Origin of the sequence: Tardiphaga sp. vice304, from assembly GCF_007018905.1 — a bacterium.
GTDB lineage: Bacteria > Pseudomonadota > Alphaproteobacteria > Rhizobiales > Xanthobacteraceae > Tardiphaga.
On sequence record NZ_CP041402.1, the window covers coordinates 1 to 11,820 of the forward strand.

Annotated in this window: 8 protein-coding genes; 6 read left to right on the forward strand and 2 right to left on the reverse strand. The window is 65.7% G+C overall.

Translation table 11 applies throughout. The annotated features are described in order from the left end of the window. The 6 genes from dnaA to FNL56_RS00030 all read left to right on the forward strand — a co-directional run bounded on the left by dnaA (position 1) and on the right by FNL56_RS00030 (position 9,303). Positions 1-1,428: a chromosomal replication initiator protein DnaA gene (gene dnaA / locus FNL56_RS00005; RefSeq protein ID WP_143571072.1), complete on the forward strand. Its 1,428-nt coding sequence runs from the start codon at positions 1-3 to the stop codon at positions 1,426-1,428. 362 nt (positions 1,429-1,790) lie between these two features. Continuing rightward, a complete protein-coding gene (dnaN, locus tag FNL56_RS00010) occupies positions 1,791-2,909 on the forward strand; it encodes a DNA polymerase III subunit beta (RefSeq protein WP_143571073.1) in 1,119 nt (372 codons plus the stop codon). 191 nt (positions 2,910-3,100) lie between these two features. Continuing rightward, positions 3,101-4,240, forward strand: coding sequence for a DNA replication/repair protein RecF (recF, locus tag FNL56_RS00015; RefSeq protein WP_143571074.1), 1,140 nt, complete (start codon positions 3,101-3,103; stop codon positions 4,238-4,240). A 194-nt stretch (positions 4,241-4,434) separates the two neighbouring features. Further along, entirely contained in the window at positions 4,435-5,634 is a 1,200-nt protein-coding gene (locus FNL56_RS00020) for an FUSC family protein (protein ID WP_143571075.1), read from the forward strand. Positions 5,635-5,872: 238 nt separating this feature from the next. Next, positions 5,873-8,314 carry a DNA topoisomerase (ATP-hydrolyzing) subunit B gene (gyrB, locus tag FNL56_RS00025; RefSeq protein ID WP_143571076.1) on the forward strand — a complete coding sequence of 814 codons (2,442 nt, stop codon included), beginning with the start codon at positions 5,873-5,875 and terminating at the stop codon, positions 8,312-8,314. A gap of 182 nt (positions 8,315-8,496) precedes the next feature. Further along, positions 8,497-9,303, forward strand: coding sequence for an SDR family oxidoreductase (locus FNL56_RS00030; protein WP_143577297.1), 807 nt, complete (start codon positions 8,497-8,499; stop codon positions 9,301-9,303). Between the two features lie 16 nt (positions 9,304-9,319). Here FNL56_RS00030 and FNL56_RS00035 read toward each other — a convergent pair whose 3' ends face one another. Then, positions 9,320-11,362: a methyl-accepting chemotaxis protein gene (locus tag FNL56_RS00035; RefSeq protein WP_168204703.1), complete on the reverse strand. Its 2,043-nt coding sequence runs from the start codon at positions 11,360-11,362 to the stop codon at positions 9,320-9,322. A 220-nt stretch (positions 11,363-11,582) separates the two neighbouring features. Continuing rightward, the gene (locus FNL56_RS00040) at positions 11,583-11,819 is read right to left on the reverse strand and encodes a YbdD/YjiX family protein (protein ID WP_143571078.1); all 237 of its coding nucleotides are present in this window, start codon (positions 11,817-11,819) and stop codon (positions 11,583-11,585) included. Between the last annotated feature and the right edge of the window lies 1 nt (position 11,820).

Consider the following 11,820-nt stretch of genomic DNA (forward strand, 5'->3'; position numbering starts at 1 on the left):
ATGTCAAACATGGAACAGGATCGCTGGTCTCGCGTGAAGGGCCGTCTGCGGTCGAGCGTCGGCGAGGACGTCTATTCCAGCTGGTTCGCTCGGATGGACCTGGAGAGCGTGCAGGACGAGAGCGTCCATCTGTCGGTTCCGACGCGGTTCCTGAAGAGCTGGATCCAGGCGCATTATGCCGAGCGCGTCTTGACCTGCTGGCAGGCCGAGATGCCGGAAGTGCATCGCGTCGATGTCACCGTCCGCACCGCGATGCGCGTGGCGGCGCCCGCCAAGGAAACGCCGACCGCGATCGCGCCGCGCCCCGAGGGCCGCGACGGTCGCGCCTCGTCCGAGCTGCGCGCCACCGCGATCGCGCCGGTCTCCGCCACCCATGAAGCGCTCGGCGGCTCGCCGCTCGATCCGCGCCTCACCTTCGGCAGCTTCGTCACCGGCCGTTCCAACACGCTGGCGCACGCCGCCGCCCGCCAGGTCGCCGAAGGCCGCCGCGGCGACAGCGTGATGTTCAACCCGCTCTATATCCATGCCGGCGTGGGCCTCGGCAAAACCCATCTGCTGCAGGCGGTGACCTGGGCCGGCAATTCCGGCACCGAGCGCAAGGTGCTGTATCTAACCGCCGAAAAATTCATGTACGGCTTCGTCGCCGCGCTGAAGACGCAGACCGCTTTGGCCTTCAAGGAAGCGCTGCGCGGCATCGACGTGCTGGTGATCGACGATCTGCAGTTCCTGCAGGGCAAGACCACGCAGGCCGAATTCTGCCACACGCTGAACGCGCTGATCGATGCCGGCCGCCAGGTGGTGATCGCCGCCGACCGTCCGCCGTCGGACCTGGAAAGCCTGGACGAGCGGGTCCGCTCGCGGCTCGCCGGCGGCCTCGTCGTCGAGATCGGAACGCTCGGCGAGGAGCTGCGCCTCGGCATCCTGAAGTCGCGCGTCGCCGCAGCTCGTTCGCACCACGCGACGTTTGAAGTGCCGCTGCCGGTGCTGGACTATCTCGCCCGCACCATCACCCACAACGGCCGCGACCTCGAAGGCGCCATCAATCGCCTCTTGGCGCACAGCAAGCTGAATGCCACGCCGGTGACGCTGGAAATGGCCGAGCGCGAAGTGCGCGACCTGATCCGCCCGATGGAGCCCAAGCGCATCAAGATCGAGGACATCCAGCGCGTAGTGGCCCGGCAGTACAATGTCAGCCGCTCGGACCTCCTGTCGTCGCGCCGCACCGCGAATGTCGTGCGTCCGCGCCAAGTCGCGATGTATCTCGCCAAGACGCTGACGCTGCGCTCGCTGCCGGAAATCGGCCGCCGCTTCGGCGGACGCGACCACACCACGGTGCTGCACGCGGTGCGAAAGATCGAGGCGCTGGTCGGCAAGGACGTCGCTTTGCAGGACGAAGTGGAAAGCCTGAAGCGCCAGCTGCAGGAGTAACTGAAGCACCGGCAATAGTGTCCCCTCCCCCCTTGTGGGGGAGGGTCAGGGAGAGGGGTGGCTAGGGCGACGTCGCCTGTGGCCCCTCTCCCGGCGCTACGCGCCACCCTCCCCCACCTAGCGAAGCTTCGCTTCGCCTGGTGGGAGGGGAGCCACTAGCGGCGGCGCGCATCTTGTAGGCCGCCAAAACGTGGGGACCTCAGCTGCTCTCCCCTTGCACTCACGCCCCATTCACGCCACCTTGCGGACCCCCGCTCGCGCGCGCAAACCCTGCGCGCAGGGCGGGCGTCTATCGCCGTGGCGCCCGACCGGGTGGCTAGGCACTCCACACACGATGTCGAATCGGATCGGGCGAGTTTGCAATGAAGGTCACCGTCGAACGCGCGCAATTGCTGAAATCGCTGAGCCACGTCCACCGCGTGGTCGAGCGCCGCAATACCATTCCGATCCTCGGCAACGTGCTGATCCGCGCTGAAAATTCCAAGCTGTCGCTGAAGGCGACCGACCTCGACCTCGAAGTCACCGAAACCCTGCCCGCCGAAATCGGCACCGCCGGTTCCACCACCGTGCCGGCGCACATGTTCTACGACATCGTGCGCAAGCTGCCGGATGGATCGCAGATCGTGCTGGAGGCCGACGGCGACCGCTCGGTGCTGGCGATCCGCGCCGGCCGCTCGCGCTTCACGCTGCAGACCCTGCCGGAGAACGACTTCCCGGATCTCGCCGCCGGCGAGATGACGCACTCCTTCGTGCTGCCGGCGTCCGACGTCAAACGCCTGATCGACCGCACCCAGTTCGCCATTTCCACCGAAGAGACCCGCTACTACCTCAACGGCATCTACCTGCACGCCGCCGGCACCGCCGCCGCCGCGACATTGCGCGCCGTCGCCACCGACGGCCATCGCCTCGCGCAGGTAGACCTCGCGATGCCGAAGGGCGCCGAGGGCATGGCCGGCGTGATCGTACCGCGCAAGACCGTCGGCGAAGTGCAGCGGCTGATTGAAGACGCCGAAGCCGAGGTCGGCATCGAGCTGTCGCAGGGCAAGATCCGCTTCACGCTCGGCAATGTCGTGCTGACGTCGAAGCTGATTGACGGCACCTTCCCGGACTATGGCCGCGTGATCCCGCAGAACAACGACAAGGAACTGATCGTCGACAAGAAGCAGTTCGAAGACGCCGTGGACCGCGTCTCGACCATATCCAGCGAGCGCGGCCGCGCCGTCAAGCTGGCGCTGTCGCCGGGCAAGCTGATCCTGTCGGTGACCAATCCGGATTCCGGCAGCGCCACAGAAGAACTCGAAGTCGAATACGCCTCAGATGCGCTCGATATCGGCTTCAACTCGCGCTATCTGCTCGACATCGCGGCGCAGATCGAAGGCGAGGTCGCCGTGCTGCGGTTGGCCGACCCCGGTTCGCCGACTCTGGTGCAGGACAAGGACTCCAAAGGCGCGCTTTACGTGCTGATGCCGATGCGAGTGTAGGCTTTTTCTTCCTTCCTTCTCCCCTTGTGGGAGAAGGTGGCGCGGACGAAGTCCGTGCCGGATGAGGGGTATGACGGAGCTCCGCTGCACCCCTCACCCGTCTCGAACTGCTTCGCGGTTCGATCCACCCTCTGCCACAAGGGTAGAGGGAAGCAGGAGCGCGGCCGCCGCTGCGGACCAATGATCGATTCATGACCGCCTCCCGCATCCATCGCCTGACGCTCACCCACTTCCGCAACTATCGCGCGGCGTCGCTCAACACGCGCGGCGACATGGTGGTGCTGGTCGGGCCGAACGGCGCCGGCAAGACCAATTGCCTGGAGGCGATCTCCTTTCTGTCGCCGGGCCGCGGGCTGCGCCGCGCCACGCTCGACGACGTCGCCGATTTGCAGGGCGACGGCTCCTGGGCGGTTTCTGCGGAAGTCGAGGGCGAAGTCGGCTTGGCCACGCTGGGCACCGGCATCGATCCGCCCGCCAATGAGGCCGCCGCGTCGAGCCGGCGCTGCCGCATCGACCGCGAGCCGGTCAGTTCGGCGACCGCGTTCGGCGATCATTTGCGCATGGTCTGGCTGACGCCGGCGATGGACCAGCTGTTCATGGGCGCGGCCTCCGAGCGGCGGCGGTTCTTCGATCGCCTGGTACTGGCGATCGACAAGGACCATTCCAGCCGCGTCTCGGCGCTGGATCGGAGCCTGCGCTCGCGCAACCGCCTGCTCGAGGAACGCAACTATGACGGCCACTGGCTCGACGCGATCGAGCGCGAGACCGCCGAACTCGCCGTCGCCGTCGCCGCGATGCGCGGCCAGACCGTGACGCGGCTGGCCGCGATGCTGCGCGCGCGCGAAGAAGCCTCGGTGTTTCCCTCGGCGCGAATCATGCTGGACGGCTGGATGGAGAACGCGCTGGTGAATGAGCCCGCCACCGCCGTGGAAGACCGTTACCGCCAGATTTTGCGCGACGGCCGTCCGCGTGACGCCGCCGCCGGCCGCACGCTTGACGGCCCGCACCTCACCGACCTGCAGGTGATCTACGCGCCGAAGAACATGCCGGCGCGCGATGCCTCCACCGGCGAGCAGAAGGCGCTGCTGATCGGGCTGATCCTGGCGCATGCCACGCTGGTCGCCGACATGACCGGCATCACGCCGCTATTGTTGCTCGATGAAGTCGTGGCGCATCTCGATCCCGACCGCCGCCGCGCGCTGTTTGGCGAGTTGTCGAAGCTCGGCGCGCAGGTCTGGATGACCGGCGCCGATCCCGCGGCCTTCGCCGAAATCGGCCCGACCGGCGAGTTGTTCGACGTCGCCGACGGGCGCGTCAGCAAGCGGGGATAAGGCTGTCATTACGGGGCGAAAGAGCGCAGCTCGAGCGAACCTCAGCCGCTCCACTCGGAGCGGCGGGAACCTCGATATGGGACGATGAACATCTCAACGTTCCCCGCCACGCCAATTGGCTTGGCTGAGGTCTGCATCAGACGGCTCCGCCGTCTGATGCATCCCGGAACGACAGTGGGCCCGCGCAGCTCGCCATGAGCAATCGTCTCTTGATGGTCGCGCGCAATAACTCCAAACATCCACCAATGCTGCTGTTCGTATCCCTTCATCTGGCCCGCTTCGGCCGCGCGTTCTGGGCCGAACTGCGCACCCTGCCTTTTCCCGGCGCGCGCATGATCGACGAGGTCGCGTGCGTGCTGTCGGTGCTGCTGGCGATCGTGTTTTCCCATGCGATCGGCGCCGAGAATGTAGGCTGGGCGGCGTTCAGCGGCTACATGGTGATGCGCTCCCACGTCGCCGAGAGTTTCACCCGCGGCGTGCTGCGAATCGTCGGCACCGGGGCCGGCGCATTACTAGCCCTGCTGCTGGCACCGCTGGTGTTGCCGCTGCCGCTTCCGACCAGCCTGGCGCTGCTGGTGGTCGGCAGCGTCACCATGTATTTCGCGATCGTCGGCCGCCGCGCCTATGCCTGGCTGTTTACCGGCCTGACCTTCATGATGATCCTGATCGAAGCGCTGGCCCATGCGCAGGAGCCGATCCAGCGCTTCGCCTCGACCCGCGTTCTCGAAGTGCTGGCCGGCACCATGTCCGCGGTCCTGGTCAGCGCGCTGTCGACCTGGACCGTGCGCCGCAAGCTGCCGAGCCCGGACAACGCGATGCGCGCCGAGCCCGCGGGACCGGCCGCGCGCTGGCAGAAGCGGGTGGCCGTCCACGCTTTGACCGGCGGCATCGCGCTGGCCCTGATCCCTTGGGCATGGCTATGGCTTGGCATCGAGTCGCTCAGCCAGTCCAGCATCACCATCTTCGTCGTCATGCTGGTACCGGCCGCGTCGCTGGCGGAGGGCCTGCTCAGTCCGGTGTCGTCGCGCGTGATGCAGCGGCTGGTCGGCTGCGTCGCCGGCGGCCTGCTGGCCAGCGCCGTGCTTTGGCTCAGCCACCATTCGCCGGCGCTGATGACCATCGGCCTGTGCATCGGCGTGATCCTCGGCCGCCATATCGAAAACGGCCCGGCTTTGATGAGCTATGGCGGCCTGCAGTTCACTTTGGCCTTCCTGGTGGTGCTGGTGCCCGACGACTACGCCCAAGCGGCGCTGGCGCCCGGCCTTGACCGGTTGTTCGGCATTCTGTTCGGCATGGTGCTGCTGGAACCGGTGGTGCTGGTCGCGCATGCGATCTGGCGCCGCCGCCACCCCAGGGAAGCGCCGCCGTCGATCACTGAGTTAGTGAAAAAGTAGCGTCGCAGCGCGCTTCCGGCCGGCTGCAAAAGGGCATTCCGGCAGGCTCGCAACCGGCGCTTGACCCAGCCCGGAAAATGATCCCGCGGCAGCTTGAAAAACGGCCGAAAAATCCCATTTAAACAACAACTTGAACGCTGAGACTTTGCGCTAGGCGCGTTGCCGTTTTCATGGCACAAATAGCTGGATTCAGCCTCGCGTTTTTCGCGCTGATTCGACACACCTCGAAGGCCCCTGCATGACTGAACCCGCCCGGCTGCCGATCGCCGAAACCGAACTTGCCGTGCCCATCGAATACGGTGCGGAATCGATCCGGGTACTGAAAGGCCTCGACGCCGTGCGCAAGCGGCCGGGCATGTATATCGGCGACACCGACGACGGCTCCGGCCTGCACCACATGGTCTACGAGGTCGTCGACAACGCGATCGACGAGGCGCTGGCCGGCCATGCCACCGCGGTGGAAGTCGCGCTCAATGCCGACGGCTCGGTGACGGTGCGCGACGACGGGCGCGGCATCCCGGTCGACATCCACAAGGGCGAAGGCATCTCCGCGGCCGAGGTCATCATGACCCAGCTGCACGCCGGCGGAAAATTCGACCAGAACTCCTACAAGGTCTCCGGCGGCCTGCACGGCGTCGGCGTTTCCGTCGTCAACGCGCTGTCCAGCAAGCTGGTGCTGCGCGTCTGGCGGGGCGGCAAGGAACACTTCATCGAGTTCGCGCATGGCGACGCAGTGGCCCCGCTGATCGAGGTCGGCGACGCCAACGGCAAGCGCGGCACCGAAGTGACGTTCTATGCCTCCGCCGAAACCTTCACGACGCTCGACTATGACTTCGCCACGCTGGAGCACCGGCTGCGCGAACTCGCCTTCCTCAATTCCGGCGTCAACATCCTGCTGTCCGACCTGCGCCACCCGGTCGAGCGGCATGAGAAGATGATGTACGAGGGCGGCGTCATCGAGTTCGTCAAATATCTCGACCGCAACAAGAAGGCCGTGGTGCCCTCGCCGATCTTCGTCTCCGCCGACCTCAACGGCATCAATGTCGAGGCGGCGCTGTGGTGGAACGACAGCTATCATGAGAACGTGCTGTGCTTCACCAACAACATTCCGCAACGCGACGGCGGCACGCATCTGGCCGGCTTCCGCGGCGCGCTGACGCGCCAGGTCAACGGCTATGCCGACGTCATCGCCAAGAAGGAAAAGATCGTCCTGACCGGCGACGACTGCCGCGAAGGCCTCACCGCCGTTCTCTCGGTGAAAGTACCGGACCCGAAATTCTCGTCGCAGACCAAGGACAAGCTGGTGTCCTCGGAAGTCCGTCCCGTCGTGGAGAACGTGCTAAACGAGGCGCTGGCGACCTGGTTCGAGGAACATCCGGCGGAAGCCAAGGTGATCGTCGGCAAGGTGATCGAGGCCGGCGCCGCCCGCGAAGCCGCCCGCAAGGCGCGCGAGTTGACGCGGCGCAAGGGCGCGCTGGATATCGCCTCCTTGCCCGGCAAGCTCGCCGACTGCCAGGAGCGCGATCCCGCCAAGTCCGAACTGTTCATCGTCGAGGGTGACTCCGCAGGTGGCTCCGCCAAGCAGGGCCGCAACCGCGAATTCCAGGCCGTGCTGCCGTTGCGCGGCAAGATCCTCAACGTCGAGCGCGCGCGCTTCGACAAGATGCTGGGCTCCGAACAGATCGGCACGCTGATCACCGCGCTCGGCACCGGTATCGGCCGCGACGATTTCGACATCGCGAAGCTTCGCTATCACAAGATCATCCTGATGACCGACGCCGACGTCGACGGCGCGCATATCCGCACACTGCTCCTGACGTTCTTCTTCCGGCAGATGCCGACGCTGATCGAGGGCGGCTACCTCTATATCGCGCAGCCACCGCTCTACAAGGTGACGCGCGGCAAGTCCGAGCAGTACCTCAAGGACGAGCGCGCGCTGGAAGATTATCTGATCGCGACCGGCCTCGACGACTGTGTCTACAAGCTCGCCTCCGGCGAAGAGCGCGGCGGCCGCGACCTCCTGGCGCTGGTCGAAGTCGCCCGCAACATCCGCGGGACGCTGCACAATCTGCACAGCCGCTATAACCGCTCGATCGTCGAGCAGGCCGCGATCGCCGGCGTGCTGAGCCCGAAGGTGACGGGCGACCTGCCCGCCGCCAACGAGGCTGCCGCCTATATCGCGCGCCGCATGGACGCGCTGGCCGACGAGGTCGAACGCGGCTGGGTCGGCGAATTCCGCGAGGGCCAGGGCTATTTCTTCGAGCGCACCATCCGCGGCGTCAAGGATGTCGGCGTGATCGACGACGCGTTGCTCGGCTCGGCCGACGCGCGAAAGCTCGACGAATACGCCGCCGGCCTGCAGGAGGCCTATCCGAAGCCGGGTGTATTGCGCCGCAAGGACATCGAATTCCCGATCCACGGACCGGTCAGCCTGTTCGAAGCCGTCACCGACGCCGGCCGCAAGGGCGTCGCCCTGCAGCGCTACAAAGGCCTCGGCGAGATGAACCCCGGCCAGCTCTGGGAAACCACGCTCGACACCAACGAGCGCTCGCTGCTGCAGGTGAAGATCAAGGAAGTCGACGAGGCCGACGACATCTTCACCAAGCTGATGGGCGACGTGGTCGAGCCGCGCCGCGACTTCATCCAGGAGAATTCGCTGAGTGCCAATGTGGATGTGTAATTAGAACAGCTCTCCGCCAATGCGGGGATCCGTTGCAAGACGGAATCGGTTCGTTGCCGAACTTGAGATTCTGGATCGCCTCGTCGCATCGCTCTTCGCAATGACGATAGCTGGCTGGTCACCTCCCTGCTTGACCCTGTATCTCCCGCCAGCACACAATCGGCAAAACAAAGGGAGACGGCATGTTCAAGGATCTGTTTTCGCTGGCCGGGCGCGTCGCGCTGGTGACGGGGGGCTCGCGCGGCATCGGGCGGATGATCGCGGCGGGGTTTCTCAGCCAGGGCGCGGCAAAGGTCTACATCACTGCGCGGAAGGCCGCGGCCTGCGAGGCGACCGCGCAGGAACTGACCGGCGAATATGCCGGCGAATGCATCGCGCTGCCGATCGATATCTCGACCATGGCGGGAATCGACATGCTGGCAGCCGAGATCGGCAAGCGCGAGCCGAAGCTCGACATCCTCGTCAACAATGCCGGCGCGGCGTGGGAGGCGGATTTCGACGAATTCCCGGAGAGCGGCTGGGACAAGGTGATGACGCTCAATCTCAAGACGCCATTCTTCCTCACCAAGGCGCTGGCGCCGATGCTGCGCGCGGCAGCGAGCGTCGAGAAGCCGGCCAAGGTCATCAACATCGCCTCGATCGACGGCATCTTCGTCAATCCGCTGGAGACCTATTCCTACGCCGCCAGCAAATCCGGCCTGATCCACCTGACACGGCGGATGGCGGTGCGGCTGATCAAGGACCATGTCGTGGTCGCGGCGATCGCGCCGGGGCCGTTCAAGTCCGACATGAACAAGGCCGCGCGCGACAATGCCGACGAGGTCTCGACGCGGGTTCCGGCGGGGCGCATCGGCACCGATGAGGACATGGCGGGGGCTGCGATCTATCTCGCCTCGCGCGCCGGTGACTATGTGGTGGGCGCCACCATCGCCGTCGATGGTGGCATCGTCTACGCCAATCCCGGCATCCCAGGCGACGGCTGGGACTGAGCCGGCGCCGCGCGGGTTACGCCGCGCGGATATTCTGCATGAAGCGGTCGAGCTCGGCGCGCAGGCGCGTGCTTTCGGAGGACAGCGTCTGTGCGGAATTCAGCACCTGCTCCGACGCCACGCCTGTTTCGGTGGCGCCGCGGTTGACCGCGGTGATGTTGCCGGCGACCTGCTGGGTGCCGTGAGCCACGCGCTGAACGTTCTGCGCGATCTCGCGGGTCGCCGCGCTTTGCTGAGTCACCGCGCTGGCGATCTCCGAGGCGATGCTGGAAATCTGCCCGATGGTGGCCCCGATCTGTTTGATCGCGGTCACCGATTCCTGCGTCGCGTTCTGCATGCCGGCGATCTGCGTCGAGATTTCGTCGGTCGCCCTTGCGGTCTGACTGGCCAGCGACTTGACCTCCGACGCCACCACGGCGAAGCCACGCCCTGCATCGCCGGCGCGCGCCGCCTCGATGGTGGCGTTGAGCGCCAGCAGATTGGTCTGCTCGGCAATCGCCGTGATCAGATTGACGACGTCGCCGATGCGCTGGGCGACGCGGGACAGTTCGGTGATGCGGACGTCGGTCTGCTCGGCCTGCAGGACCGCGCTGTCGGCGATCCGCGAGGACGCCTCGACCTGGCGGCCGATCTCGCTGACCGACAGCGACAGCTCCTCCGTGGCCGTTGCCACCGACTGCATGTTCGACGACGCCTCCTCCGAGGCACCGGCCACCTGGCCGGACAGGCTCTCGGTGGTTTCCGCCGTCCGGGTCAGCGTGTCGGCCGCGGTTTCGAGCTGCTCGGCCGAAGCCGCGACGTTGGAGACGATGCCGCCGACCGCGCCTTCGAAATCATCGGCGAAGCGGATCAATTCGGCGCGACGGGCCTCGCCGGCCCTGCGATTCTGCGCATCCTGGCTTTCGGCGTCCCGCTCGGCCTTGGCGATCGCCTGCACCTTGAACTCTTCCACGGCGGAGGCCATGTCGCCCAATTCGTCGCGGCGGCCGAGCCCCGGCAGCACCACGTCGAAATCACCGGCGGCGAGCCTGCGCATGGCGGCGCACATCGCAAGCATTGGCCGGGCGATACTGCGGCCCAGCAACATGGCCAGCACGGCGCCGACGATCAGCCCGCCGACGCCGAGCATGACGATAAGGCGTTTGGTCTGGTTGATCGTGGTATCGGACTCGGACTCCAGCCGCTGCTGCTCGGTCAGCATGTCCGCCTTCAGCGCCGTCGACAGGGCGACGATCGTTTCCGCAATCGCGGTCATCTTCTGCGACAGCCCCTCCACCTTCTTGGAGTTCTCGACGTATTTTGCGAAGGCGCCCTGATAGATTTTCACGTCGGCGCCGATCGCCTTCGCCTTCTTCAGAATGCCTTCATTATTCGCGAAGATGCCCGCGATCGCGTTGTCCAGGAACTTGATGCGGGACGCCGCGGCGCTGGCGGTCTTGTCGTCGGCCATCGCCATATAGGTGTTGACCACGGAGGTCGCCGTCACGAACTGGGTGGTGATATCCTTGACCTGTTCTTCAGTCGCCGGCATAGCGGCCATCGTGGCGGAGTCGCCGAGGTCGTCGATCTTGCTGCGCAGCAGGATGCTCAACCGCGTCAGCTGGGTGGCGCCGATGACGTCGTTTTCGCCGTTCACCGCCAGAATGTCGGCGAACACTTTGGTAAAGTCGGAAAACTCCCGGACCAACCGGGTGACCTTGTCGAGACGGGCGGCGTCCGTCGTCGCCTTCACCGAATCGTCGATCGCGAATTTGAGGCTGGACTCGGCTGCCTTTGCAGCCTTGGCGTCGATTTCCTTGCCGGTGATCACGTAATAGCGCGTCAGCGCCTGGTAGGCGGTCAGCTGCCGGTCGATGTTGCGGGCAAGCCCCGATTCGGCAACGCTGGTCCGGTACGAGACGACCCCTTCCGAAATGCGTTCGTACCCGATGTAGGCCATCGCCATGCTGAGCGCAGAAATAACCAGCACTGCCGCAAAACCGAGGGTGACCTTGGCGCGAAACCGCAGCGACATCGGCCGCAGCCGAACTAGACTCATGAATCCCACCGCGGCCCCCATTAGCTTCCAAGTGCAGTCGATCATCCGCTTGTGCAGATGACCCCGGTACCACTGTAGGGCTGATTGGATAAGATCGAGTAAATTTGCAGGAAAATGTACTGCGTGCAGTTGTACGCCCGTACTAGCCAGGATGATTTATTTGCAGCGCGATCGGCAAAAGAAAGCCGGCCAGCTCATTTGGTGAACTGGCCGGCTTGTCGGCAAGGGCGGGGCCCCGGCTTCAGCAGCAGCGGAAACCGCCGCGTCCGCCGCCCCCATACCGGGCGTCCTGCCGGTCCCGGAAGAACTCTTCATAGGTCATGACCGGCCCATCCGGATGCGTGGCGCGGACATGCGCCACGTAGTTGTCGTAGTTGGGCATGCCGACCATCAGCAGCGCGCTGTCGCAGAAGCAGCGGCTGAGGGAGCGGAAGCGCCCCCTCAGGGTGGTGTCGGAGGATGGCTTGACGTCACCCATG